The sequence below is a fragment of the Paenarthrobacter sp. AB444 genome, assembly GCF_028736865.1.
Taxonomy (GTDB): domain Bacteria; phylum Actinomycetota; class Actinomycetes; order Actinomycetales; family Micrococcaceae; genus Arthrobacter; species Arthrobacter nicotinovorans_B.
Genome location: NZ_JAQZBY010000001.1, coordinates 180,091 through 204,800, shown reverse-complemented (window position 1 = coordinate 204,800; position 24,710 = coordinate 180,091). Strand labels below are relative to the sequence as shown.

The 24,710-nt window shown below is 63.6% G+C and carries 23 protein-coding genes; 13 read left to right on the top strand and 10 right to left on the bottom strand.

Translation table 11 applies throughout. The features are described from left to right. The first annotated feature begins 6 nt into the window (after positions 1–6). The gene (locus tag PQ627_RS00940; RefSeq protein ID WP_274257915.1) at positions 7–2,106 is read left to right on the top strand and encodes an elongation factor G-like protein EF-G2; all 2,100 of its coding nucleotides are present in this window, start codon (positions 7–9) and stop codon (positions 2,104–2,106) included. A 2-nt stretch (positions 2,107–2,108) separates the two neighbouring features. On the opposite strand, the gene PQ627_RS00935 is transcribed toward PQ627_RS00940, so the two are convergent. After that, entirely contained in the window at positions 2,109–2,774 is a 666-nt protein-coding gene (locus PQ627_RS00935) for an alpha/beta hydrolase family protein (protein ID WP_274257913.1), read from the bottom strand. Between the two features lie 109 nt (positions 2,775–2,883). On the opposite strand from PQ627_RS00935, the gene ligD reads away from it, so the two are divergent. Continuing rightward, the gene (ligD, locus tag PQ627_RS00930) at positions 2,884–3,909 is read left to right on the top strand and encodes a non-homologous end-joining DNA ligase (RefSeq protein ID WP_274257910.1); all 1,026 of its coding nucleotides are present in this window, start codon (positions 2,884–2,886) and stop codon (positions 3,907–3,909) included. Between the two features lie 24 nt (positions 3,910–3,933). Here the strand turns inward: ligD and PQ627_RS00925 are convergent, their stop codons facing one another. The 5 genes from PQ627_RS00925 to PQ627_RS00905 form a co-directional block, all read right to left on the bottom strand. After that, positions 3,934–4,554 (bottom strand): L-threonylcarbamoyladenylate synthase, encoded by a 621-nt coding sequence (locus tag PQ627_RS00925; RefSeq protein WP_144658731.1) that lies wholly within the window; start codon positions 4,552–4,554, stop codon positions 3,934–3,936. Between the two features lie 20 nt (positions 4,555–4,574). Beyond that, complete coding sequence (locus PQ627_RS00920; RefSeq protein WP_274257907.1) at positions 4,575–5,441, bottom strand: ABC transporter permease; 867 nt, start codon at positions 5,439–5,441, stop codon at positions 4,575–4,577. After that, positions 5,431–6,456: an ABC transporter ATP-binding protein gene (locus PQ627_RS00915; RefSeq protein WP_274257905.1), complete on the bottom strand. Its 1,026-nt coding sequence runs from the start codon at positions 6,454–6,456 to the stop codon at positions 5,431–5,433. Before PQ627_RS00915 ends, PQ627_RS00920 begins: the two co-directional genes overlap by 11 nt. 64 nt (positions 6,457–6,520) lie before the next feature. Further along, positions 6,521–7,549, bottom strand: coding sequence for a LolA family protein (locus PQ627_RS00910; protein ID WP_274257902.1), 1,029 nt, complete (start codon positions 7,547–7,549; stop codon positions 6,521–6,523). A 152-nt stretch (positions 7,550–7,701) separates the two neighbouring features. Next, a complete protein-coding gene (locus tag PQ627_RS00905; protein ID WP_274257900.1) occupies positions 7,702–8,640 on the bottom strand; it encodes an N-acetylglucosamine kinase in 939 nt (312 codons plus the stop codon). 128 nt (positions 8,641–8,768) lie between these two features. On the opposite strand from PQ627_RS00905, the gene PQ627_RS00900 reads away from it, so the two are divergent. Beyond that, complete coding sequence (locus PQ627_RS00900; RefSeq protein WP_274257898.1) at positions 8,769–9,491, top strand: GntR family transcriptional regulator; 723 nt, start codon at positions 8,769–8,771, stop codon at positions 9,489–9,491. Between the two features lie 9 nt (positions 9,492–9,500). On the opposite strand, the gene PQ627_RS00895 is transcribed toward PQ627_RS00900, so the two are convergent. The 3 genes from PQ627_RS00895 to kynA are packed head-to-tail and all read right to left on the bottom strand — an operon-like array spanning position 9,501 to position 12,508. Next, on the bottom strand, positions 9,501–10,361 hold the full coding sequence (locus tag PQ627_RS00895; RefSeq protein ID WP_274257895.1) for a PaaX family transcriptional regulator: 861 nt from the start codon (positions 10,359–10,361) through the stop codon (positions 9,501–9,503). A 7-nt stretch (positions 10,362–10,368) separates the two neighbouring features. Then, the gene (locus PQ627_RS00890) at positions 10,369–11,607 is read right to left on the bottom strand and encodes a kynureninase (RefSeq protein ID WP_144658737.1); all 1,239 of its coding nucleotides are present in this window, start codon (positions 11,605–11,607) and stop codon (positions 10,369–10,371) included. A 31-nt stretch (positions 11,608–11,638) separates the two neighbouring features. Next, the gene (kynA, locus tag PQ627_RS00885; RefSeq protein WP_274257893.1) at positions 11,639–12,508 is read right to left on the bottom strand and encodes a tryptophan 2,3-dioxygenase; all 870 of its coding nucleotides are present in this window, start codon (positions 12,506–12,508) and stop codon (positions 11,639–11,641) included. Between the two features lie 124 nt (positions 12,509–12,632). Here kynA and PQ627_RS00880 point away from each other — a divergent pair, with 124 nt between their 5' ends. The 6 genes from PQ627_RS00880 (at position 12,633) to PQ627_RS00855 (ending at position 17,264) form a co-directional block, all read left to right on the top strand. Beyond that, positions 12,633–13,142: an HAD domain-containing protein gene (locus tag PQ627_RS00880; RefSeq protein WP_274257891.1), complete on the top strand. Its 510-nt coding sequence runs from the start codon at positions 12,633–12,635 to the stop codon at positions 13,140–13,142. A 178-nt stretch (positions 13,143–13,320) separates the two neighbouring features. Then, positions 13,321–14,526 (top strand): inorganic phosphate transporter, encoded by a 1,206-nt coding sequence (locus PQ627_RS00875; protein ID WP_144658740.1) that lies wholly within the window; start codon positions 13,321–13,323, stop codon positions 14,524–14,526. Then, positions 14,523–14,744 (top strand): hypothetical protein, encoded by a 222-nt coding sequence (locus tag PQ627_RS00870; protein ID WP_274257888.1) that lies wholly within the window; start codon positions 14,523–14,525, stop codon positions 14,742–14,744. The genes PQ627_RS00875 and PQ627_RS00870 overlap by 4 nt, the downstream gene beginning before the upstream one ends. A 96-nt stretch (positions 14,745–14,840) precedes the next feature. Continuing rightward, positions 14,841–15,818: a hypothetical protein gene (locus PQ627_RS00865; RefSeq protein ID WP_274257885.1), complete on the top strand. Its 978-nt coding sequence runs from the start codon at positions 14,841–14,843 to the stop codon at positions 15,816–15,818. Next, a complete protein-coding gene (locus PQ627_RS00860; protein WP_260842278.1) occupies positions 15,815–16,699 on the top strand; it encodes a hypothetical protein in 885 nt (294 codons plus the stop codon). Before PQ627_RS00865 ends, PQ627_RS00860 begins: the two co-directional genes overlap by 4 nt. A 13-nt stretch (positions 16,700–16,712) precedes the next feature. After that, positions 16,713–17,264 (top strand): dihydrofolate reductase family protein, encoded by a 552-nt coding sequence (locus tag PQ627_RS00855; protein ID WP_274257880.1) that lies wholly within the window; start codon positions 16,713–16,715, stop codon positions 17,262–17,264. 28 nt (positions 17,265–17,292) lie between these two features. Here the strand turns inward: PQ627_RS00855 and PQ627_RS00850 are convergent, their stop codons facing one another. Beyond that, complete coding sequence (locus PQ627_RS00850; protein WP_274257878.1) at positions 17,293–17,757, bottom strand: hotdog fold thioesterase; 465 nt, start codon at positions 17,755–17,757, stop codon at positions 17,293–17,295. A gap of 160 nt (positions 17,758–17,917) precedes the next feature. Between PQ627_RS00850 and polA the strand changes: the two genes are divergently transcribed. The 4 genes from polA (at position 17,918) to rpsA (ending at position 24,644) form a co-directional block, all read left to right on the top strand. Further along, on the top strand, positions 17,918–20,560 hold the full coding sequence (polA, locus tag PQ627_RS00845; RefSeq protein ID WP_274258317.1) for a DNA polymerase I: 2,643 nt from the start codon (positions 17,918–17,920) through the stop codon (positions 20,558–20,560). Positions 20,561–20,645: 85 nt separating this feature from the next. Then, positions 20,646–21,959, top strand: coding sequence for a GNAT family N-acetyltransferase (locus PQ627_RS00840; protein WP_274257876.1), 1,314 nt, complete (start codon positions 20,646–20,648; stop codon positions 21,957–21,959). Between the two features lie 68 nt (positions 21,960–22,027). Further along, positions 22,028–22,978 carry a polysaccharide deacetylase family protein gene (locus PQ627_RS00835; RefSeq protein ID WP_274257874.1) on the top strand — a complete coding sequence of 317 codons (951 nt, stop codon included), beginning with the start codon at positions 22,028–22,030 and terminating at the stop codon, positions 22,976–22,978. Between the two features lie 190 nt (positions 22,979–23,168). After that, positions 23,169–24,644 carry a 30S ribosomal protein S1 gene (gene rpsA, locus PQ627_RS00830; RefSeq protein ID WP_144658748.1) on the top strand — a complete coding sequence of 492 codons (1,476 nt, stop codon included), beginning with the start codon at positions 23,169–23,171 and terminating at the stop codon, positions 24,642–24,644. The last annotated feature ends 66 nt before the right edge of the window (positions 24,645–24,710 follow it).

Sequence of the window (24,710 nt, the reverse complement as noted above, 5' to 3'; positions counted from 1 at the left end):
GCGCCCATGTCTGCCAAGGGCACGCGCGAAGCGGCAAAAGGGTCTGGCCCCGCCAACGAGACCAGGCGCGGGGAGAACGGCGCGGCCTTGATGGCCCAGGACCCCGCCAAGATACGCAATATCGCTCTGGTCGGGCATTCGGGATCCGGCAAATCGATGCTGGTGGAAGCACTGCTCGCCGCCACGGGTGCCATCAGCCGAATGGGATCCATCAGCGAGGGAACCACGGTCAGTGATTCCGATCCCTCCGCCGTCCATCAACAACGGTCGGTCACACTGTCAGTGGCCCCCATCCTGGTGGGTGATACCAAGGTAAATCTGATCGACACCCCGGGTTACACCGACTTCACCGGCGAATTGCGAGCTGGATTGAGGGCCGCCGACGCGGCCCTTTTTGTTGTCTCCGCTGTGGACGGGATCGACGGCGCCACAGTGGCCCTTTGGGGCGAGTGCGAAAAGATCCGCCTTCCCCGCGTCGTGGTTGTCAGCAAACTGGACCATCCCCGCGCCGACTTCGGCGCCGCCGTCGAGCGTTGCCAGCAAGCCTTCGGGGCATCGGTACTGCCGCTCTATCTGCCTGCGCCGGGAAACGCCGGACTCGTCGGCGTACTCCACGGTCCTGCGGACGGGCTCATCCCGGATTCCGACGTTGAAGGGGCGAGGGAGCCCCTGTTGGAGGGCATCATCGCCGAAAGTGAAGATGAAACCCTGATGGACCGGTACCTCGGCGGCGAAGAACTGCCGTTGGCCGACCTCGTGGCGGACCTCGAAAAGGCCGTGGCACGGGGCAGTTTCTTTCCAGTGATGCCAACAGCTGCCGAGACAGGCCTGGGCCTGGCGGAACTGATGGCCCTGCTGACCGATGCCCTGCCCTCGCCCCTTGAACGGATCCCGCCTGCGGCCATGACCCTTGATGGTTCTTCCTTGAAGCGCCTGGAGTGTGATCCGGCCGGGCGCTTGGCCGGCGAAGTCGTGCGGACCACGGTGGATCCTTTCCTTGGCAGGGTGTGCCTCGTCCGGGTATTCTCCGGAACCCTGCGGGAGGACTCATCAATCCATATCGGCGGCCGCGGGCTGGCTGACCGGGGTCACGAAGACCACGACGCCGATGAACGCATCACGCATCTCTATTCGCCCGTGGGTTCGAGCCTCAAGGCCGTTCCACAATGCATCGCCGGCGACATCTGCGCGATCAGCAAGCTGGCAAGTGCCGAGACAGGCGATACCGTCTCGGACCGCGAGGCTCCGCTCCTGATCGAGACGTGGAACATGCCTGAACCGTTGATGCCCATCGCCGTCGAGGGTGTCTCCCGCAGCGATGAGGACGCCCTGGCCAAGAGCATAGGGAAAGTCGCAGCCGCGGATCCAACGCTCCGGCTCGAACGCAACCCGGACACCCATCAGCTCATCTTGTGGTGCATGGGGGAGGCGCATGCCGAGGTGATCCTGGACCGCTTGCGGAACCAGGGCGTCAAACTGCAGACGGTGGACATCATCACTCCTCTGCGCGAGACGTTTGCCAGCAAGGCCACAGGCCACGGGCGGCACGTCAAGCAATCCGGTGGCCATGGCCAATTCGCTATTTGCGACATTGAGGTGGAGCCGCTGGCGCGAGGCGAAGGCTTCGAGTTCACGGACAGGATCGTCGGCGGTGCCATTCCGGCTACATTTGTCACGTCCGTGGAAAAGGGGGTGCGGGCGCAAATGCTCAAAGGCGTCTCTGCAGGGTTCCCTGTGGTGGACATCAAGGTCACGTTGGTTGGAGGCAAGACCCACAGCGTGGATTCCTCGGATGCTGCCTTCCAGGCTGCCGGTGCCCTGGCGCTACGGGAGGCCGCAGCTGCCGCGAAGATCCAGCTCCTTGAACCGGTGTCATCAGTGGTCATCAGTGTTCCGGAGGAATACGTAGGGGCCGTCATGAGCGACCTCTCCGGCCGAAGGGGCCGGGTAAACGGCACCAACGCCGCTGAAGGCGAAGGAACGGAGATCCTGGCCGAGGTGCCCGACCAGGAGCTGCTTCGCTACGCCGTCGAACTACGGGCCCTCACAGCAGGCACCGGACATTTCAGGAGGTCGTACCTTCGGCACGAGCCCCTGCCGAAGTAGCCTCAGCCGCTGGCCTTCATAAACGCCGCCACCTCAGGTGCCAGGGATGCCCCGGTTTCCGCCGCGCTTCGCTTCACTCCCTTGACGGCGAACGAATGGTCGCCGCCTTCGCACCAGTGGAGAGTCGCCGTCGGACCAATTCCAGCCACTACCTTCTCCAGGATCCCGGGGGTGGCGAAGGTATCCCGGGTGCCCTGCAGGAACAGCATCGGCTCTGTGATTCCATACAGGTGCTCATCACGGAGCTTCTCGGGTTTGCCCGGGGCGTGCAGCGGATAGCCCAGATAAACCAGCCCCTGCGCCGGCATGCCTTCGGCCACAGCCATGGACGCCATGCGGCCACCGAAGGATTTGCCTGCCGCCCACAGCGGCCCGCCGTCCGACAGTCCGGCTGCGGCCTCCATCACGGTCCGCCACGTAGCGATGGCAAGCGGCGGCCGGTCCGGGAACCGACGCCCGGCTTCGCGGTAGGGAAAGTTGAAGCGAAGGGTGGCTACGCCTTCATCGGCCATGGCTGAAGCAAAACCCTGCAGGAACGGATGTTCCATCCCGGCGCCTGCGCCGTGGGCCACCACCAGCGTGGCCCACGGGTTTTCGGGACGGAGTAACAGGGCAGAAACCGTGGTCTCCCCAACAGCGATGGTCAGTGGTTCTTCGTTAGCGGGCATGTACCCATCATTGCCTACAGGGAGGACAACGCAGGAGCCCTCGGTGAAACACCCCGTGATTTCGGCCGGGATGCTGACGCGCGGGTCAGTTCCGGGGTAGCTTGTGCCCATGGCGAGTGAAGCAACCACTGTTACCGTGCCCGGTCCGCACGGACCCCGCGAGGTCCGCATTTCCAGCCCCAGCAGGGTGATGTGGCCGGATGCCGGACTGACCAAGCTCGATCTCGCCAACTACCTGATCGACGTTGGCGAAGCGTTTGTCACGGCCAACGGAAACCGCCCTGTCAGTCTCCAGAGGTATTCGGGAAACATCGACGGCGACATGTTCTTTTCCAAGAATCCGCCCAAGGGAGCGCCGGACTACGTCCGTGCCGTCACGGTGACCTACCCCAGTGCGCGGGCGCACCCACAGCTGGTCATTGACGAACCGGCAGCCGCGGTGTGGGCTGCCCAAATGAACACGGTGGTGTTCCACCCCTGGGCTTCGCGGGCCAATGACCCCGACAACCCCGACCAACTGCGGATCGACCTGGATCCCCAGCCCGGAACGGACTTCGACGACGCCATTCCTGCCGCCCTGGAGCTTCGTTCCGTCCTGGAAGAGGCCGGACTGAACTCGTTCATCAAGACCTCCGGCAACCGGGGGTTGCACATCTATGCCCCGATTAATCCCAAGCACGAGTTCCTCGAGGTCCGCCACGCCGTGATCGCGGCAGGGAGGGAACTTGAGCGCCGTATGCCGGACAAGGTCACCACTGCCTGGTGGAAAGAGGAACGCGGAACAAGGATTTTCGTCGATTTCAACCAGGCCAACAGGGACCGGACCATCGCCGGGGCGTACAGTCCACGGGCCGTGCCCACAGCCCAAGTGTCGTGCCCGTTGTCCTGGGAGGAGTTGGAGAACGCCGATCCCGCCAAGTACACCATCACCACGGTCCCTGACCGTTTGAAAAAGATCGGGGACCCTTGGGCAGCCATGCACGAGCACCCCGGTGACATCGACGTCCTGCTCGCGTGGTGGGAACGTGACGTCAAGAATGGCCAGGGCGAGATGCCGTTCCCGCCGGAGTTCCCCAAGATGCCCGGCGAGCCCATGCGCGTCCAGCCAAGCCGGGCCCGCAAGCCTGAGGAATAGGCCCCCAGGGCCTGTAGATCGTGCCTATTCGAAGCGGGAGGGATCGCCCGTCCCGCGACGCACCACTTCTGCCACTCCACTGGAGAAGTCGACGACCGTCGTGGGTTCGGAGCCCGTGTCCCCGGCATCAATGACCGCGTCCACTTGATTGTCCAGGCGCTCCTTGATTTCCCAGCCCTGGGTCAGCGGCTCCTCCTCATCCGGAAGCAGGAGGGTGCTGGACAGCAGGGGTTCCCCCAGCTCCGCCAGAAGGGCTTGAACCACCCTGTGGTCCGGAATGCGCACCCCGACGGTCTTCTTCTTGGGGTGCAGCAGCCGCTTGGGTACCTCGCGCGTGGCTGGAAGAATGAACGTGTAGCTGCCCGGAGTGACAGCTTTGATGCTCCTGAAGATGTCGTTGTCCAACATGACGAACTGCCCCATCTGGGCGAAGTCCTTGCAGACGAGCGTGAAATGGTGTTTGTCGTCCAGGTGGCGGATGGTCCGGATGCGGTCCAGCGCTTCCCTGTTCCCGATCTGCGCGCCCAGGGCGTAGCACGAGTCGGTGGGGTAGGCGATCAACCCGCCGTCCCGCAGCATATTGACCACCTGGCCGATGGCACGTGGTTGGGGGTCCTCCGGATGCACATCAAAGAATCTGGCCATGGGAAGAGCCTACGACATCGCTACGACAACACGTCTTTGTTGGAGAATTTCGCATAAGCCAGTGCGCCGCAGACGGCCATATATCCGCATTGGAGCAGTGCGTTGTCGACGAACGAGGTCCAGTCGACCGGCTGCCTGAGCAGGTCGGCGAATCCCAACCAATGGTGGCTGAACAGCCACGGGTGCAGCCACTCCAATTGCGGAAGGTTATCCAGCACCTGGGAGACGACTGACAGGACAATGGTTGCCGCCATGGCCCCGACCGGCACATCCGTGAAGGTGGAGATCAGAAGCCCGATGGCGGAGAGTCCCAACAGGGAGACTGTGATGTAGGCGGCGATCAGCAACGATCTCACGGCTGATTCGCCCACGCTGATGGTGTCACCGGACAGGAGCGTCACGGGACCGACGGGAAAAAGTACGACGCCGGCCAAGGCGCCGGACGCTGCCACCGTCGCAGTCGCGGTGCAACAGAAAGCGACGGCACCGGCGTATTTGACCAGGAGAAGCCGGATGCGGCCGGCTGGGGCCAGCAGCAGGTACCTCAAGGTGCCCAGGCTGGCTTCCCCCGCGATCGTATCTCCGGCCACCACCCCGACGGTCAGTGGCAGGAACAACGGCACGCAGACCACCAACGCGGTGACCGCCACGAAAAGCCCGTTCTGGGTGATGCGGTCCAGGAACAGCGGACCCCGGCCCGGTGCTGCGGGCCGGGACGACAACTTCACCGCCACCGCGATCAAGACCGGCACTGCCGCCAACGCGATCAGCATGGCCCATGTGCGGAGCCTGCGGAAAAGCACCGACAGTTCGGAGGCGAGAAGTGCCCACCCGGCCCCTCGGCGGGCAATGCGGGCTGCGGAGGCCCCAACGGTTTCAGCCGGCAACGTCGAACCCCTCTCCGGTCAAGGAGACAAAGCGTTCTTCCAGGCTTGGGTTCTCAACGGAGAAGCCGCGGACCCGGACGTCCTCGGCTACCAGGGCGGCAACGATGGCCTCCGGGACCACGCCGTTGAGCCCCGTGGCTGCTACCGTCCAAGCATCGTGCGTCCGTTCCCGCAGCGGCTGGGCCTCACGCGGACCACCATGCTCCTTCGCCTCTCCAGTGACCAGGCCCAGGCGTGAGAAAACACCCAAGGCTTTGCCGACGTCGGGCGTTTGCAGGAGGATACGCGGCTCACCGGCCGAGCGCAGTTCCTCGAGCGGACCCTGCGCCACGAGTCGTCCGGCACTCATGATGCCGGCGTGGGTGCACATCTGTTCCACCTCGGCCAGGAGATGGCTGGAAACGAAAACAGTGGTCCCCCCGGCAGCGAGGGAACGAACCAGATTGCGGACTTCCCGCGTGCCTTGGGGATCCAGGCCGTTGGTGGGCTCGTCCAGGACCAGGAGTTCCCGGGGGCGCAGGAGCGCGTTGGCCAAGCCGAGGCGTTGCTTCATGCCCAAGGAGTAGGCACGGACCTTCTTGCCGGCAGCGTGGCCCAGGCCCACTCGATCCAGGGCATCATGGACCCGTTGCCTCCTGGTTGACCTCGCCGCATGGCGGTCGGCCGAGTCCAAGCGTATGAGGTTTGCCGCGCCGGTCAGGAACGGATAAAAGCCGGGCCCCTCCACCAAGGCGCCAACTTCGGGCAGCACCAAAGCCAGAGACTCAGGCATTGGTTTGCCCAGGACACTGACGGTTCCGGCATCGGCTGTGGCCAGGCCAAGCAGTACGCGGATGGTGGTGGTTTTTCCCGAACCGTTCGGTCCGAGGAAGCCAAAGATTGCTCCCCGGGGTACTGCCAGGTCAATTCCGTTAACTGCTGCCCTGTGGCCAAAACGCTTCACGAGGCCGCGTGTTTCAATGGCAAGCCCCGTCCCGGCCCCTGGGTGGCTTTCCTCGACGGCGGCCTTCGTCACAGGGCGGTATCCGTCATCGGGCTGTGTCCGTCACTGGGCTGTGTCCGTCACTGGGTTGTGTCCGTCACTGGGTTGGTGCCGGTGGCTGAAGGGCAGCTGACTGTAGCCGCTCCAACGGAACCATGCCCGCGAAGACGCGGCCGTCGTCGAGAATCAGCACACTGACCAAGGACGTCGTCAAGGCGTGGCCACCAGGAACCGGCTGGAGCGCCTGGGAAAGGAGTGGGTCGGCCGTGAGGCCGGCAGGAGCGGTTCCCGCGGGCAGAGAGAGCACGGCGTCCCATCCCTTGCCGGTGGCCGACACGCCATGTTGTTCGTGGGTGGCCCGCGGAGAGGGCAGCGGCGTCGACTTCGCCGGTGCTGCAGGAAGCGCCTTCTCACTGACCGTAGCCCCGGCCGGTGGGGTGAACTCGAACATCGCGGCATCCGGTGCGCTCAATTCCACCTGTGTGAAAGCCAAGGAGTAGGCAGCCTCGGCCTGTCCATTGGCCCTGACCTCGACACCCAGCGGCACGCCGGTTTCAGAATCGACGTCGATCGCCACTGAATCCACCATCGTATCGGAACTGCGGGGGTTCAAGAGGAGGCGGTAGGCGCTGCGGCCGGCGACTGTGGAGGAATTGTCCACGCTTACTTCGGTGCCGGCGTCAATGGCTGCGAGGAAATGCGATGCCATGGATGCCGGTGTTGGCACCTCCGGGTGCGGAGCAACAGGGGGCAAGGATCCGTTGGATGTTCCCGTCGACGGCGAGGGAGCGCGCAGGTGCGTCGCGCTGTTGTCCGCGGAGTTGTAGAACCACGCATCGTTTCCGTTCACCACGAGGTCACGCTCAGCCATCGGGTCCAGGATCTGCAGGCGCGCTTTGGCGGGTGCACTGAGGTAGACGCGGGCTGTGTGCGAACCCGTCAGGAATTCCAGGGTGGACGCGGCACCGGGAGCGACGCCCGGACCTGTTGTGGGAATATCCGGAAGTCCCAGCTCAGCGTTTTGTTCCACCGTGCCGCTGAGTTCGCGGACCTGGGTGTTTGCGACCATCGCGAGGACCTCGTCCGCGGTCTTGGGCGGCAGGGAAATGCTTGCACCCGCTTGCACGGCACTAAACAATACCGCCATGCCCATGGCAAGGCAGATCAAGAACGCGGGCAGCCACCGCTGCCTGGCCCTGGACATTTTTACCCGCCGCCGCGGATGGAAGGCATGGATCCAGACTACTCCCGTTGCCGGCGCGGATCACCTGTGGCCCGTCACTGCCCGATCAGTTGACGTGCGAGCTTGACCGCCCCGAAGACGGGGGACTGGGAGAGGATCCGAACCAACGAGGGATCTTCCAACGACATTTTCCTGGCTACTGCGGCAGCAAGCTGGCTCTGGTTGACCAGGAGCGCGCCAGCCATCACGAGCGGGAGGTCCAAGCCGAGTTCGCCCAGCACTTGCCGGGCCAGGGAGGCCAGGGAATGCGCTGCTTCGGCCTGGATCCGCAAAGCCGCCGGATCGCCGTCATTGGCCATGTCGAGGACGAGCGGGGCCAATCCCGCCCAATGGTCCGGCTCGGGCTTGGCGTAGAAGAAGTCCATGAGCTGCAAAGCGTCGACGCTGGCGGTAGCTGCCATCAGGGATTGGACCAGCGGCCCCGGTTCAAGGCCGGCATAGTATTCGCGCAGTGCTTCCCGAACGGCGTCGCGAACCACCGAGTAGCCGCCGCCTTCGTCGCCGAGCAAATAGCCGTACCCACCGCTGCGGGCTTCCCGGCCGTCCCGGTTCCTGCCCCAGGCGACCGAGCCGGTTCCCGCTACCAGGACCACGCCCGCCTCGAGCCCCGCCGCGGCAAGGATGATCCGGGTGTCATGGACGACGTCGATCCTTGCGCCGGGAAAATGTTCGGCGAGAAGCGCCGACAAAACTGCGCGGCTCGCAGGGGTGTCCGCGCCGGCCGCCCCGGCACACACCGCTTGAACACCGCCCCCGACGCGTGCGGCAATCCGCCGCAGCACCGCGTCGGCTCCCTGGTGCCCAACGGAAGACAGATTCGCGCGTGCTTCGGTGATTTCCAGGCCGGCCTCATTGTCGTCCCCGGACTGTCCTGCGCCGCCGGAAAGGACGGCGTGGGTTTTGGATCCACCGATGTGGAGGCCCAGAACGACGGGAGCGGCTGCTGGGCCCCCGTTTTCGCCGGACTGCTGCATGTGACGTCCCTTCGTCCCGGATCGGCTCGCTGGGGTCAGCGTCCGCCTGCAAGTTTGGCCCCTTGTGACTGTGACCCCTTGCAAGATTGGCATAGACCAATCGCCTTGTCTACAGGTAGGTTGTCCCTATGCCTGCTGACATCAAGCGTGCAACGCCCAAATACTATGTCGTCAAGACCGGAATACTGGCCCTCATGGCCGGTCTCCGGCCAGGCACCCTCATCCCCACGGAACGGGCCCTGGCGCAGAGCTTTGCGACCTCCCGAACTACTGTCCGCATGGCCATCAGTGAACTTGTCGCGGAGGGAAAGCTCGGCAGGATCCAGGGCCATGGAACGTTTGTGGCTCCTCCCAAGGTGACCCATGTCAGGCAACTGACGTCGTTTTCCGACGACGCAAGGACCCAGGGCCTCAGCCCGGGCTCCACGCTGTTGGCGCTGGAGGTCGTCAAAGCTGACCAAGATGTCGCAGCCCACCTGGCGTTGGCTGAGGGAGACTCCGTTACCCGGCTCGAACGCATCCGGTTGATCGAGGGGGCGCCGCTGGCCCACGAAGTTGCCTGGCTCCCGGGGAAGCTTCCCCGTTTCAAGGCCAACCTCGCCAAGTCCGGCTCCCTGTATGCCGTGCTCAAGGACGTGTATGGGATACATATCGCCGAGGTTGAAGATACTGTCGAAACCGCTTTGGCCGGTCCAGCTGATGTTGAGCTGCTGGGCATCGAAATGGGGGCGCCGCTGCTGGTGGTGCATCGGCTGGCCAAGGACGGCGGCGGTGTTCCGGTCGAATGGACGCACAGCACCTTCCGTGGGGACAGGTTCCGCTTCGTTTCAAGGGTGAAAGCGGAAAACTGACCCGCCTTTTCATAAGGTCGTGGCGACGCGGATGCCTTGGACCGTGTGCCGCACGAATTCGGCACTGGGCTCTTTGTAGGCGGCGACAATCCGGCCAAACAGCCCGGCGCCTTCAGCGCCCGGCCAGTCATCAGGGAGGAAGGTCGAGGGCAGCCCGGGATCCAGGTAGGGAATGATGCGCCACCGGTCGATGCACTGGACGTAGCCGGCAAAGGCCGCTGCGCCCGGTTCCACTGTCTGTCCGGCATCAGCGACCGCGTGGGCGTGCTCGCGGATGAAGTCCCTGTGGAGTTCGGCTACGGCGTCCAGATCCCACCAAGCCGACGCTGCCTCCTGGAGGCTCCCACCCACCAGCGGCGTACCGGCAACAAAGATCGTCGCCATGTCCCGCAGCTCGAGGTCGGCAAGGATTTCCTCCACTTCCACCCGAAGGGAGTCCGGGCAGATCCACAAGCCGGCGGCGACCGTTCCGCAGCCAATCCAGTGGAGCCTGCGCCGCAGTTGGTGTCGCTTCTCCCGCTCCGTCTCCGGGATGGAGAACGAGATCAAACACCAAGGGTCGGAGGGGGACATGCTCCTGGGGTTGTAGATGCGTCGGTCACCGCGGGCCAGCATGGCCGCAGCACCTTGCGTCAGGGTGAAGCCCGGAGTTCCTCCGCGGTTCTCCTGGCTCAGGACGTCTTTCTTCCGCAGCCGGCCCAGGGCTGTCCGCGTCACGGTTGCCGATGTCCCCAGGGCATCCATCAGCGCCACGATGTCCTTGGTGGACATCCAGCCACCAACATCGCGCAAGTACAGCCCGATGACTGTTCGCAGCAAGGACGGCGTACTCCCTGGGCGGGAGTCCATGTCGTCGAGGACGGCACTCACTTCCGGCTCACAGCAGTTCGGTGAGGACGTCCCGGATGGCTGAAACCCCCAGCTCGACCTCGGCGAAGCTCGTGCTCAGCGGTGAAAGCCCGATGCGGAGGCCATGCGGAGGCCTGAAGTCGGGAATGACGCCCTTCTCCCAGAGCCTGGCCGTGACGTCGGCGAAGAGCGGGTGGTCAACAGTGATGTGGGAACCACGCTCGGAGGCCTCACGCGGGCTCACAATCCGGGCACCCAGAGGGACCAGGAGTTCCTCGGAGAGGGCAATGGCGTACTCCGTGAGCTTGACCGACTTGTCCCTGACGGCCTCCATCCCCACGGAGGCGATCAGTTCCACCATGTCCTTCAACGGCTGCATGGCCAGGACGGGCGGCGTGCCTGTGATGAAGCGTCGGATGCCCTGCGCCGGGCGGTACGCATCCGTCATCCCGAACGGATTGTCCGCGCCCATCCAGCCCCAGATGGGCTGCTGCAAATGTTCCTGCCGGGACGCATTGACGTAGGCGAAGGCGGGGGAGCCCGGGCCACCGTTGAGGTACTTGTAGGTGCAGCCGACGGCAAGGTCCACGCCCCAGGCGTCCAGCTCCATGGGCACCGATCCCACCGAATGGCACAGGTCCCACAGCATCAGTGCACCGGCCTCGTGCACCTTGGCCGTGATCCCCTCGGCGTCGGCAAGGAAGCCCGAGCGGTAGGCAACGTGGCTGAGGACCACGACGGCGGTCCGCTCGCCCAGGAGGCCGTCCAGGTCAGCGGCGCGGACGCCGCTGGTGGGGTTGGCCGCGATCCACTTGATTGTGGCCCCGCGTTCCTGTGCAATGCCTTCGATGATGAAACGGTCTGTCGGGAAGTTGTCGCGATCGATGATGATCTCGTCCCGGCCAGGCTGGGCATCCACTGCCGCGCGGATCATTTTGTACAGCATGACGGACGTGGAGTCACCTACCGTGACCTGCCCGGGGGCCGCGCCGAGCGTGACCTCACCGATGCGGTCTCCGACCAGGGTCGGTTCGTCCATCCACTGTTCGTCCCATCCACGGATGAGGCGGCTGCCCCAGGCGTCATGAACGAATGAGGCGAGGTTCTCCGCCGTTGCCTTCAGTGGCCTGCCCAGCGAGTTGCCGTCCAGGTACGAGGTGAGCTGTTCGGCGTCGGGCGCGTAAAAGGCTTCACGCTGGGCGGCGAGGGGATCCGCCGCGTCCAGTTCTGCCGCCGTCGGCCATTGGGTCTGCTGTTCGGTGGTCATCATTTCTCCTGCGGGAATGTGTGGCACGCTGCTAATTGCCGATCTCGGTCCGGACGGCGTAGAGCTCGGGGAAGAAGGTCAGGTCCAAAGCACGTTTGAGGAAGTCCACGCCGGAGGACCCGCCCGTGCCCACTTTGAATCCGATGGTGCGTTGAACGGTCCGTAGGTGGCGGAAACGCCAGGCCTGGAAGTTGTCCTCGATGTCCACAAGGTCCTCGCAGGCCTCATAGAGCCCCCACGGAGTGTCATCGGACTCGTAGATTTTTTGGAAGACGGGGACCAGATCCTGGTGGAAGGTCCACGGTTCGCTCGTGTCTCTCTCGAGAATGTCGGCGGGGATGTCATAGCCCGCCCGGGACAACACGGCCAGAAAAGCGTCGTACAGCGTAGGTTCTTCCAGGAGCGTGCTGAGCAAGGCATGGGCTTCCGGTTCACTTTCGAAGACCCGCAGCATCCCCCGGTTCTTGTTGCCCAGCAGGAATTCCACTCCGCGGTACTGATACGACTGGAAACCCGATGAACTGCCCAGGAATCCACGGAACTGGGCATATTCGCGAGGGGTCAGGGTGCCCAGGACCGACCATTGCTCGGTCATGGTGCGTTGGATGGCCTTGACGCGCGCAATACATTTGAGCGCCTTGCCCAGGTTGTCGGCGTCGAAAAGCCGCCGCGCCTCCAGCAGCTCATGGAGCACCAGTTTGAGCCAGAGTTCACTGGTCTGGTGCTGGATGATGAAGAGCAATTCGTCGTGGTGTTCCGGCTTGCTCAAGGGGTGCTGCGAGGTGAGCAGGCGGTCAAGGTCCAAGTATCCGCCATAGGACATGGCGTGCCGGAAATCGGTGCGGACGGAGTCCTCGATGTCGCGGACATTGCGTGAGGGATGGACTGGGAGCTTTTCCATGCATCGAGAATATCATTTGCATGACGAACGTCAAGGGATTGATTTTTCCGGTAGCAGCGTCCGGTCAGGCAGCGTTCCCGTAGGCTGGCTTCAACCGTTGGGGAAGGGGACGCATGAGGATTCCATGGAGGGCACCGTGACACCGGTATCCATCTATCTGGACGTCGACGGCGTGGTGAACCCCTTTAGCCCGATGGGCACCACAGACTGGGGCAGCGAATGGAGCACCGCCGACGCCGGCATCCTGGAGGTGGCCTTTGCGCCTGAGGCCGTCGCGGAGCTCAACGCCCTCGCCGAACATCCGGCCGCTCGCTTTGTGTGGCTGACGACATGGGAGCATTTGGCCCCGGAGTTTCTGTGCCCGGCCATAGGTCTCAACGGCCGCGATTGGCCTGTGTTGTCCAGCCAGGGCTGGGACCAGGGGCCGGAATGGTGGAAGCTGGTGGCCCTGCAAAAGGATCTGGCAGCCAGCGGGAGCCAGCGCTTCGCCTGGGTCGACGACCAGCTCAGCCAGGAGTCCGACGCACGCTCGTGGGCGGAATACCAGCAGGACCGTGTGCTGTGCATCTCACCCGATCCCCGCAAGGGGTTGAGCCGCGCCGAACTTGCGGCCGTCCGCAGCTACCTCGGTTGAATTCCGGGCCGCAGTCGTTTGGCCCCTCGGTGTATGGCACGTAGGATTCTTAAGGTTTCAAGCCCGCCAGAGTGAATCCCGCAAGCAGGGTCAGTTGAACACTTGCTGAACTATGCTGTGGATGGCAGGTATGGGGAAGTGGAACTGCTGAACGTCGACTCTGCAGATTGGGCAACAGGTGGATATCACCTTCATGGTCGCGCTGGTAATAGCGTTGGCCCTATTCTTTGACTTCACCAACGGCTTTCACGACACAGCCAATGCGATGGCCACGCCTATCGCTACGGGGGCGATCAAGCCCAAAACGGCCGTTGCCTTGGCTGCGGTCCTCAACCTCGTGGGCGCCTTCCTGTCAACGGAAGTGGCCAAGACCATTTCCGGCGGGCTGATCCGGGAAGGTTCCGACGGAATCCACATCACCCCGGACATTATCTTTGCCGGCCTTATGGGCGCAGTCCTGTGGAACATGATCACCTGGCTCAAGGGCCTGCCGTCGAGTTCCTCGCACGCACTCTTCGGCGGCCTTATCGGCGCCGCGGTAGTGGGCATCGGTTTCCACTCCATCAACTTTGAAACAGTTCTGCAGAAGGTCATCCTTCCCGCAGTCTTTGCACCGCTTATTGCCGGTGGCGTGGCGTACATCTGTACCCGGCTGGCCTATGCGCTTACCTCCAGGCACGATCCTGAAACCGGCGACAAGCTCACCCAGAAGCGCGGCGGTTTCCGGACCGGGCAGATCTTCACCTCCAGCCTCGTGGCCTTGGCCCACGGTACCAACGACGCCCAGAAGACCATGGGCATCATTACCTTGGTCCTCATCGCGGGCGGAACGCAGGCCCCCGGCAGCGGACCGCAGTTCTGGGTCATCGCAGCATGTGCCTTCGCGATCGCCATCGGTACCTACGCGGGCGGCTGGCGCATCATACGCACCATGGGATCCGGCCTGACGGAGGTCAAGCCTGCTCAGGGGTTCTCCGCAGAAACAAGCACCGCCTCCGCGATCCTCGCCTCTTCGCACCTCGGCTTTGCTCTCTCCACTACCCAGGTTGCCTCGGGTTCTGTAATCGGTTCCGGGCTTGGCCGAAAGGGTACCTCCGTCCGCTGGGGCACAGCCGGCAAGATCGCGTTGGGCTGGCTCTTTACCCTTCCGGCATCCGCCATCGTTGGTGCGTTGACCGCCCTGCTCGTGGGAGCCGGGACCGTGGGCGTCATCATCGCCGCCGTGGTCGGAACGGCAGCAATCCTGTTCATGTTCGTCGTTTCCCGCAAATCGCACGTCGGACACCACAACGCCGTCGAGGTTGAAGAAGCCGGCCACGCCGTCAGGTTCCGCAAGAAGAAGAAGTCACGAAAGACCACCCCGAGCAAGGACGTGCAGCGATGAAATGGTTGGAACTGCTGCAGGTGGCCGGTGTGACGCTCGTAGCCGCCGTGACGCTCGTCGTGCTCTATTCGCTGGGCGTCCGGCTCACTGCGATAGCCGGTGACATCCAGCACAAGTCACCTGCCCTGGTGCGCTCCCTGGCCTACGTTTGCTTTGGCCTCTGTGGCATCGCCGTTTTGTTCGGCATCTACCTGATTGTTCCGTACTTCGGAAAGTAGCACTGTCTCTGGCAGCAAGGTCCATTCGGGAGAATAATCAGCTGTGTAGCCATGCGTATGGCTGCGTGGTTGTGGTCCGGCAGATATGGGGCTGTCATGATGTGCCCTTCCCGAAGCAGCGTTTTCGGACTGGCGCTGGTGCTGGTGCTGGCCCTTGCAGCGTGCTTGCCGCCCGCTCCCGAGGGGTTGTCACCGCAGCAGGGTTCCAGTGCCCCGGCGGCCAGCACCCCGGGCCCGAACAGTTCCACCATTGGCGCCCCGACAGCGGTCCAGCCAGCCGGTCCGGCCGGCCCCGGAGCCCCGCAGGAAAACGCGCCGGTTGTTCGATGGATTCCCGTCGGCCCGATCGGGCCCAACGACCCCACATCCGGCCAGCGCTACCTCCTGCTCCAGCAGTTCCAGTGTGACGCCTTGGCCCGAAGCGTCGAGGGCGCCGGGGACGACGCTGTCTGGCTGGCAGGAGCCGCCGTCTGCCGTGCTGTTCTCAGCGGCAAGGCCGAGGATTGGGAAAGGGCATCGAACGCCGTTTCAGCCACCCCACGGATCCCGGAAAACCAGTGCCTCGAGTTCAGGGTCGCGGCCATGTCGGCCATGATGGTGGCCCAACACCGCAGCAGCGCCAACGGCGTTCTCACGGTGGAACCCGGCGTGGGTGAAGCCTGTCCCCGCCAACTGCGCGGTTTGACCGTGGTGGACGAACAGCTCAGGCCCGTGCCGGGAACACCCCGCGCGTCCGGTCCTGCTACCGGGGGCACGATAGTCCGCCTTGACGGCTACTACGTCCGCATTGGCGAGGTCCTGTTCGACGGTGTGCCCGCAGACGCCGAGTTCGTGGGCGACAGGGAAGATTACGGGAAAGTGTATTTGCGCATGCCTCCTGCGAATGGACGCGCCTCCATTCGGATTTCAGTGACGGACACTGTGGACATTGCAGGGGCAGCCACTTTCTTCTATGACAACACCGCATCGCCTTCCGGTACGGCGGGAACCGGTACCCCGGCGACAGGTAAACCAGGCCCCTCAAGCCAGCCATCGACGTCGGCTGGTGAATCTTCCACCACGGCATCACCGTGAGCGACGTCCCCGCGGCCACCGATGGCAGCAGTACCCGCTGGAAGCGGACCCTCGAGGTGCTCTCGGTGGTGGGTCCGCCGCTGACGGTGGTCACGGCCTTGCTGGTCTACTTCGGGTGGGCGCGCACCGATGCCCAAGCCAAGTCCATGGGATTGGACGTCAGCCTGTTTGGCTATACGGTCCAGGACTTCATCTTGAGGAGCATCCAGTCCCTGTTCCAGCCGCTGGCCTGGCTGGCAGTGATCGGCCTGCTCTGGCTCATGCTCGACCGTGCCGTGGCCCACGTCCTTGAATCACCCCGGCACAGGAAGCCGGTGATGGTCTCGGCTACTGTGCTTCTCCTTCTGGGCTTCATCTTTGCCGCCGTCATGTGGATCGTTGTGACGGCCCGCCCTGGACAAAGTGTGCTTTATGCGCCGTTTCTGATCGCGGCCGGACTGGTGGTGGGCTCGTGGGGCCTTGGCGTTCGACGCCGGGCAGCCGGGTTGGCCGTCCAGGGCGGCCAACCCGGTCGGCGGGGAATCGAAGGGTGGCTGGTGTTTGTCCTGGTCACGCTGCTGCTGTTCTGGGGCACGTCCGACTACGCGCAGGCGCTGGGCAGGGGAGCGGCCATCGACTACCAGGAACGTGCCCACCTGCTGCCCACCGCCGTCGTATACAGCAAAGAGCGGTTGGCCGTCACGGTGCCCAACGTCAAGGAAGAGGCGGCCGGGACGGAAGCAGCTCCGTTGTACCGTTACACCGGTCTTCGCCTGCTGGTAGTCAGCGGTGGACGGATCTTCCTGCTGAATGACGGATGGTCGTTGGAACGGGGACGGGTAGTGGTTCTGCCGGACAACGGCAGCGTCCGCGTGGAGTATGGGAACCCTGCTTCGGACTGACTAGTCTGGGGCCATGTCGACCTTCCAGTACTACGTAGCTTCCACCATCGACGGTTTCATCGCATCACCGGACGACGACCTTGGCTGGCTCATGCAGTTCGAAAGCGTTGACGGCGTGAACGAGGGCATCGAGTCGTTCATGGCCGGCGTTGGCTGCATCGCCATGGGCGGGGACACCTACCGATGGCTCATGGAGCACCAGCCGGACACTTGGCCCTACCCGAACATCCCGTGCTGGGTCTTTACGCACCACGAGTACTCCGCCCCCGCCGGTGCTGACATTACTTTTGTCCGGGGCGACGTCACGGAGTTCGCCCCGGACCTGCTCGAGGATGCCGGCCCGAAGAATGTCTGGTTGCTCGGTGGCGGGGAACTCGTGGCACAGTTTGCGGACGCCGGCCTGCTCGAGGAGATCATCGTCACTGTCGTGCCGGTCGTTTTGGGCGCGGGGAAGCCGCTCTTGCCGCTCAAGGGGCCGACGCCGCCCCTTGAGTTGGTCTCGTCCAGGATCCTTGGCGGGGCCGCGGCAGAGTTGCATTACAGGCTGCCGCGACGCCCACGTTGACCGCCGGGTCCACTGCCGGCAGAGCGATTCAGTGGCGGTTGTCCCGGATCATGTTGGTAATGCGGGCAGTAGAGAGCCTGCGGCCCAACTCGTCAGTGATGACAATTTCATGCGTGGCCAACGTGCCGCCGAGGTGGATGGCGGTGCAGGTTCCCGTCACAATGCCCGTTGCCACGGAACGGTGGTGGGTTGCGCCCACTTCGATACCCACAGCGTGGCGCCCCCTGCCCGCGTGCAATGAGGCTGCGAAAGACCCCAGGGTTTCTGCCAGCACAACGTGCGCCCCGCCGTGGAGGATGCCCGCCACCTGCGTGTTGCCCTCAACCGGCATGGTTGCCACCATGCGTTCTGCGCTCATCTCGGTGAAGCGGATTCCCATTTTCACCACGAGCGACCCCACTCCGTGCGCGGAAAGCCAATCGTGGAACTCTTCGGGCACACCGGCCTCGTTGAGTTGGTCCACAAAGCTGTTCGGCGTGAAATTGTCCATCATGCCAACTAGGCTGGCACCTGTGAGTGAAACAACCAAACCGGACCAGATTCCAACGGCCCAGGCTGCTGCAGTTGCCACAGCACCCGCCCCCTCTGCCACAACATCCAGCAGTACCACGGGGGAGGGCCGGCCCAGGTTGCTGGTCCTGGACGGCCACTCCATGGCTTTCCGGGCTTTCTACGCCCTTCCTGCCGAGAATTTCTCGACCGCCCGTGGTCAGCACACCAACGCCGTGCACGGTTTTACGTCTATGCTGATCAACCTGATCAAGGACCAGAAGCCCACCCACGTCGCCGTCGCCTTTGACGTCTCGGACGACACGACCTTCCGGAAGGCGGAGTACAGCGAATACAAGGGCGGCCGCAACGCCACGCCCGCGGAGTTCGCCGGCCAGATCGGCCTCATCGCCCGGGTGATGGAGGCATGGGGCATCAAGACCATCGCCATGCCCGGATACGAGGCTGACGATGTCCTCGCGACCCTTGCTTCGCAGGCCGACGCTGCCGGTTTCGAAGTACTTCTGGTTTCCGGCGACCGGGATGCCTTCCAGCTGATCAACGAAAACGTTTTTGTGCTCTACCCCAAGCAAGGTGTCAGCAACATCCCCAAGATGGACGCAGCGGCCATCGAAGAAAAGTACTTCGTCAAGCCCGGCCTGTACTCAGACCTGGCCGCGCTGGTCGGGGAGTCCGCGGACAACCTCCCGGGCGTGCCCGGTGTCGGCCCCAAGACGGCTGCCAAATGGATCAACCTCTACGGAGGCCTTGAAGGAATCCTGGAAAACCTTGATTCCATCGGGGGCAAGGTGGGCGGGGCGCTCAAAGAGAACCTGGAAAACGTCAAGCGCAACCGGCGGCTGAACCAATTGCTCACCGACTTGGACCTTCCGATCACTTTGGAAGACCTCCACGAGCCGCGCCCGGACCGGCAGGCCATTGAGGAACTCTTTGAGGAGCTTGAGTTCCGGACCCTTCGTACGAGGCTGTTCGATCTGTACGGGGATGACACAGCAGGAGCTGCACCCGACACCATCGATGCCCCTGAGTTCGCCACGCTCACGGGTGCCCAGGAACTGGAGGCGTTTTTCGCCGCCGGTTCCGGGGTGCGGTCCGCCCTTGCCGTCCAGCTTGTCCCGGGCCGCATCGGCGACGATGCCAGCGCCCTGGCAGTCGTACGTGCCAACGGGGCAGCCTACATTGAGCTGACCGGCCTGGATGCAGCGGCTGAGGACGTACTGGCCCGCTGGCTGCGCGATCCCGAAGAAGCCAAGGTGCTCCACGAGTTCAAATCGGCACTCAAGGCCCTGCACAACCGCGGTCTGGGCCTCGAGGGGGTTGTGGATGACACGTCCATCTCCGGCTACCTGATCCAGCCCGACCGCCGCAGCTACGATCTCGCCGAACTCGCACAAGTACACCTCAAGATCGCCTTGGGCCCTGCGGCCGCCCAGTCCGGACAGCTGGAACTTGACCTGTCCGGTGAAACGGACCAGGCCGCGGCTGCAGCGTTGGTGCAGCATGCCGCCGTCGTGCTGGCTCTCAGCAAACACTTCGAAAAGGAACTGGCGGACCGCAACGCCGATGCCCTCCTGACCACTCTGGAGCTTCCGGTGGCGCGCGTCCTCGCGCAGATGGAACTGACAGGCATCTTCGTCTCCCAGGAGCGGATGGATGAGCAGCTGGCAGATCTGACGAAGGTGATCGAATCTGCCCAGGAGCAGGCCTTCGCCGCCATCGGCCATGAGGTCAACCTGGGCTCGCCCAAGCAGCTGCAGACTGTGCTCTTTGAGGAACTGGGACTGCCCAAGACCAAGAAGATCAAGTCCGGTTACACCACCGACGCCGCCTCCCTCAAGGCGCTGCTGGAGAAGACCGGCCACGAATTCCTGGTCCAGCTCATGGCGCACCGGGAGTCCTCCAAGCTGGCCCAGATGGTGGAAACCTTGAAAAAGTCGGTTGCCGACGATGGGCGGATCCACACCACCTACGCGCAGAACATCGCCGCCACGGGCCGTATCTCCTCCAACAACCCAAACCTGCAAAACATCCCCGTCCGCAGCGAAGAAGGCCGACGCGTCCGGGGCATCTTTGTGGTCAGCGAGGGCTATGAGTGCTTGTTGTCCGCTGACTATTCCCAGATCGAAATGCGCATCATGGCGCACCTTTCCGGGGACGAGGCCCTGATCCAGGCGTACCGTGACGGTGAAGACCTGCACCGCTTCGTGGGATCGCGGATCTTCAATGTGGAGCCCGCAGAAGTCACCAGTGCCATGCGTTCCAAGGTGAAGGCGATGTCCTACGGCTTGGCTTATGGGCTCACGTCCTTCGGGCTGTCCAAACAGCTGGAAATCTCCGTGGATGAGGCCCGGACGCTCATGAAGGACTACTTCGACCGCTTCGGTGGCGTACGGGATTACCTGCGGGGAGTCGTGGACCAAGCCAGGACCGATGGCTACACCGCCACCATCGAAGGCCGCCGGCGCTATCTCCCCGACCTGACCAGCACCAACCGCCAGGCCCGCGAAGCAGCCGAGCGGATCGCGCTGAACTCGCCGATCCAGGGCTCCGCCGCGGACCTCATCAAACGCGCCATGCTGGGCGTTTCAGCCGAGCTCGCCAGCCAGGGACTTCAGTCACGCATGCTGCTGCAGGTCCATGACGAACTCGTCCTGGAAGTGGCTCCGGGAGAGCGGGAGGCGGTGGAGAAGCTGGTCATCGAGCAGATGGGTTCGGCAGCGGACCTGTCGGTTCCGCTCGATGTCCAGATCGGCGTCGGTTCCAGCTGGTACGAGGCCGGGCACTAGCCTGCGTCAAGCAATTCCTTGATCGCTTGGGGGCGCGCCGCCGTGATGGTGGCGCGCCCCCAAGCGTCTGGCTAGGCTCGAAGGCGTGGCTGATTCCAAGGAACACAACACCGCAAAATATTCCGTCCAAAGATTCCCCGTTGTTGCCGATCGCAATGATGCGGCGTATGACCGTTCAACCCGTTGGGTGCAGGCAGTGTCCCACGGGTTCCACCAGCAGCGGCGGGACGAGGAGTACCTCGCCAAGACCTTGGCGGCTTACCAAACAGACAAGCGTGAGCTGACCGGGGTCTACGTCACAGGTCAGGTGCCAGAGCATTCGCTCGCTGCCGACGTCCCCGTGGCAACCTACGCCACTATGCGCAAGACGCTGAACATTGGCTTTGGGCGCACGCTCGAGTCCAACCTGATTACGTCCGTGACGGTCCGCGGTACCCACCGACGCAACGGGATCCTGCGGGGAATGATCACCGCGGACTTGGAAGGTGCCAAGGATGACGGCCTCGCCATGGCGGCACTGACCGCTTCCGAAGGTTCCATTTATGGACGGTTCGGTTTCGGTGTCGCCACCTTTGAACGCAGCATCACGGTGGACACCGGACCACGTTTCCGGCTCAAGGGGCAGGCTTCGGGAACTGTTGAAGTCGCAGACCCGTCTGTCCTCCTGGACGTGGCGCCGCAGGTCTTTGCCAAAGTCCACCACCTTTCACCCGGGTCCGTGGACCGGCAGGAGTACTACCGGCTTGTTGCCTCAGGGTCGATCGGACACGACGGCAAGGCCGATCCCTCAGTCCGCGCGGCACTGCACTACGACGCGTCCGGTACTTTGGACGGCTACGTCTCGTACCGTTTCAAAGGCTGGGACCACAAGCCGTACACCATGGAAATTGTGGATCTCGTGGCGGCAAGCAACGCGGCGTACCTGGACCTCTGGCGCTTCCTGGGAAGCATCGACCTGATCGAGCAAGTGACCTGGCTGGAAGCTCCCGTGGACGATCCTCTGGCGTGGGCGCTCGACGATCCCCGGTGCATCGGGTCCTCTGACGTCCGTGACATGCTGTGGCTCAGGATCCTCGATGCCAAGGCAGCGTTGGAGGCCAGAAGCTTCCCCGTCTCCGATCGCTTGGTAATGCAGGTTACGGACTCCCTGGGTTTGGCGGAGGGCGCCTGGGTTCTGGAGTCCGACGGCGGTGCTGCCGCCGTCGTCAATGACGCGACGGGACTGACGCCTGACCTCAGCCTGGACGTGGCCGACCTCGCTTCCATCTACCTGGGCGCGGTATCGCCCGTCACGCTCGCCGCCGCCGGCCGTATCCGCGAGCACACGCCAGGTTCTGCCTTCCGGGCGCAGCAATTGTTCACAGTGGAACGCCCGGCCCACTGTCTGACACACTTCTAACGGCGGCACGTGTAGTCGGTGCTGCAACACATCAAAATCACGTAGCAACAACGTCAGTAAGGACATCCATGGGGGATTCCAAGCGGCGGCCATTGGCCGGCCGGCGATCGGTGCTGCTTGGAATGGCAGGCTTGGCGACAGCTGTTTTGGCCGGATGCGCCGAAGCGGGAAGCGGAAACGTCCCACCGGCACCGGAGCAAGACGTTGCAGCGGAGCACCGGCGGCCTTCAGGACCTGCCACGCCGCCGCCCTCCATCGCCGCCAAGTCCAGCGAGCAGGCCGCAGCCGCACGGGCCCAGCCGACGCCAAGGCCCCTTGTGCTGCCCGGCAAAGGGACAGTCGTGGCGGAGTTCGCGGGCAGGAAACCCCAGGAATGGGGGCTGCATGTCACAGGCGTCGTCAATGACGCTCCTTCCAAGCAGGCCGCGCTGACGTTCGATGCCTGCGGCGGACCGGGTGGTTCGGACTGCGACCACGAACTGCTGCGGACCCTGCGTCGGCTCAACGTTCCAGCGACCCTCTTCGTCAACAACCGCTGGACCCGTGCCAATCAAGCACTTGCCGCCGAGTTGGCGGCCGATCCGTTGTTCGAACTTGCCAACCACGGCACCTCGCACCTGCCCCTATCCGTGAACGGGAGGTCCGCTTACGGCATCGTCGGAACAGCCAATGTTTCGGCGGCGTATGACGAACTCGCCGGCAACCAGCAATCCATGTTCGACACTTTCGGGAAGACGCCACGGTTCTTCCGTCCCGGGACGGCGTTTTACGACGACGTCACAGCGGCCATGACACGCAGGCTCGGAATGTTGCCGGTGAATTTCACGATCAATGGCGACGGCGGAGCAACGTTTCCGGCGGCCACCGTCGCCGCCGAGGTGGGCCGGGTCGGCCCCGGGGACATCGTCATTTCACACTTCAACAAACCGGCGGGTGCGACTGCGGAAGGCTACGCGCGCATCCTCCCACGGCTGCTGGACAAGGGTATTTCCTTTGGCCGTCTCGGGGACATCTTGTAGGCATGGCACTGCTTTTGACCCTTCTTTGCCCTTGCGACTAGAATGAACGGGCGTGTACTACGTGCATGCATCCATTTTGTACTAATCCACAAATCAGGATGACCCGGCGATGTGCCGTGTTCTGCCGTCCGGACCCGGACGGCAGCGGTTTGCCTGACCGACTAACTATCCACAACGGAGCCCCTACTACATGACCATCACCTCCACCGAGAAGCCCGGTACCCCCGTAGTCGCCATTAACGACATCGGTACCGCTGAGGACTTCCTCGCAGCTGTCGACGCCACCATCAAGTACTTCAACGACGGAGACCTCGTCGAAGGTACCGTCGTCAAGGTCGACCGCGACGAAGTTCTGCTCGACATCGGTTACAAGACCGAAGGTGTCATCCCTTCCCGTGAGCTTTCCATCAAGCACGACGTCGACCCCGGCGAAGTTGTTGCTGTTGGCGACCAGGTCGAAGCCCTGGTTCTCACCAAGGAAGACAAAGAAGGCCGTCTGATCCTCTCCAAGAAGCGTGCTCAGTACGAGCGTGCCTGGGGCGACATCGAGAAGGTCAAGGAAGAAGACGGCGTCGTTACCGGTACCGTCATCGAGGTTGTCAAGGGTGGCCTCATCCTGGACATCGGCCTGCGTGGCTTCCTGCCCGCATCCCTCGTCGAGATGCGTCGCGTCCGCGACCTCGCTCCGTACATCGGTCAGCAGATCGAAGCCAAGATCATCGAGCTCGACAAGAACCGCAACAACGTTGTTCTGTCCCGCCGTGCATGGCTCGAGCAGACCCAGTCCGAGGTCCGCTCCACGTTCCTCAACAAGCTGGAAAAGGGCCAGGTCCGCCCCGGTGTTGTTTCCTCCATCGTCAACTTCGGTGCATTCGTGGACCTTGGCGGCGTAGACGGCCTCGTCCACGTTTCCGAGCTCTCCTGGAAGCACATCGACCACCCGTCCGAGGTTGTCGAGGTTGGCCAGGAAGTCACCGTCGAGGTCCTCGAAGTGGATCTGGACCGCGAGCGTGTCTCCCTGTCGCTCAAGGCTACGCAGGAAGACCCATGGCAGACCTTCGCCCGCACCCACGCCCTCGGCCAGGTTGTTCCGGGTAAGGTCACCAAGCTGGTTCCGTTCGGTGCATTCGTTCGCGTCGAAGACGGCATCGAAGGCCTCGTTCACATCTCCGAGCTGGCTGTCCGCCACGTTGAGCTCGCCGAGCAGGTTGTCTCCGTTGGCGACGAACTGTTCGTCAAGGTCATCGACATCGACCTCGAGCGTCGCCGCATCTCCCTCTCCCTCAAGCAGGCCAACGAGGGCGTTGACGCAGACAGCACCGAGTTCGATCCCGCTCTGTACGGCATGGCCGCTGAGTACGACGAAGAGGGCAACTACAAGTACCCCGAGGGCTTCGACCCCGAGTCGAACGAATGGCTCGAAGGCTACGAAGCACAGCGTGCCGCTTGGGAGCAGCAGTACGCTGACGCCCAGACCCGCTGGGAAGCCCACAAGAAGCAGGTTGCCCAGCACGCTGCCGATGACGCTGCAGCTGCAACGTCCGGTGAAAGCGACTCCGGCGCTACCAGCTACTCCTCGGAGCCTGCTGCAGCTGAGTCGAACGCCGGCACCCTGGCATCCGACGAAGCCCTCGCCGCACTGCGCGAGAAGCTGACCGGCAACTAATTCCGCCTCCCTCACGGGATGTGCTGAATAGCCAACAAAGGACCCCTGCCTTCGGGCAGGGGTCCT

What these genes read in the sequence shown, in the direction of transcription:
- PQ627_RS00940 (WP_274257915.1), top strand. Translation starts at nt 7, where the DNA reads ATGTCTGCCAAGGGCACGCGCGAAGCGGCAAAAGGGTCTGGCCCCGCC.
- PQ627_RS00935 (WP_274257913.1), bottom strand. Translation starts at nt 2,774, where the DNA reads ATGCCCGCTAACGAAGAACCACTGACCATCGCTGTTGGGGAGACCACG.
- ligD (WP_274257910.1), top strand. Translation starts at nt 2,884, where the DNA reads ATGGCGAGTGAAGCAACCACTGTTACCGTGCCCGGTCCGCACGGACCC.
- PQ627_RS00925 (WP_144658731.1), bottom strand. Translation starts at nt 4,554, where the DNA reads ATGGCCAGATTCTTTGATGTGCATCCGGAGGACCCCCAACCACGTGCC.
- PQ627_RS00905 (WP_274257900.1), bottom strand. Translation starts at nt 8,640, where the DNA reads ATGCAGCAGTCCGGCGAAAACGGGGGCCCAGCAGCCGCTCCCGTCGTT.
- PQ627_RS00900 (WP_274257898.1), top strand. Translation starts at nt 8,769, where the DNA reads ATGCCTGCTGACATCAAGCGTGCAACGCCCAAATACTATGTCGTCAAG.
- PQ627_RS00890 (WP_144658737.1), bottom strand. Translation starts at nt 11,607, where the DNA reads ATGACCACCGAACAGCAGACCCAATGGCCGACGGCGGCAGAACTGGAC.
- kynA (WP_274257893.1), bottom strand. Translation starts at nt 12,508, where the DNA reads ATGGAAAAGCTCCCAGTCCATCCCTCACGCAATGTCCGCGACATCGAG.
- PQ627_RS00880 (WP_274257891.1), top strand. Translation starts at nt 12,633, where the DNA reads ATGGAGGGCACCGTGACACCGGTATCCATCTATCTGGACGTCGACGGC.
- PQ627_RS00870 (WP_274257888.1), top strand. Translation starts at nt 14,523, where the DNA reads ATGAAATGGTTGGAACTGCTGCAGGTGGCCGGTGTGACGCTCGTAGCC.
- PQ627_RS00865 (WP_274257885.1), top strand. Translation starts at nt 14,841, where the DNA reads ATGATGTGCCCTTCCCGAAGCAGCGTTTTCGGACTGGCGCTGGTGCTG.
- PQ627_RS00855 (WP_274257880.1), top strand. Translation starts at nt 16,713, where the DNA reads ATGTCGACCTTCCAGTACTACGTAGCTTCCACCATCGACGGTTTCATC.
- PQ627_RS00850 (WP_274257878.1), bottom strand. Translation starts at nt 17,757, where the DNA reads ATGATGGACAATTTCACGCCGAACAGCTTTGTGGACCAACTCAACGAG.
- polA (WP_274258317.1), top strand. Translation starts at nt 17,918, where the DNA reads ATGGCTTTCCGGGCTTTCTACGCCCTTCCTGCCGAGAATTTCTCGACC.
- PQ627_RS00835 (WP_274257874.1), top strand. Translation starts at nt 22,028, where the DNA reads ATGGGGGATTCCAAGCGGCGGCCATTGGCCGGCCGGCGATCGGTGCTG.
- rpsA (WP_144658748.1), top strand. Translation starts at nt 23,169, where the DNA reads ATGACCATCACCTCCACCGAGAAGCCCGGTACCCCCGTAGTCGCCATT.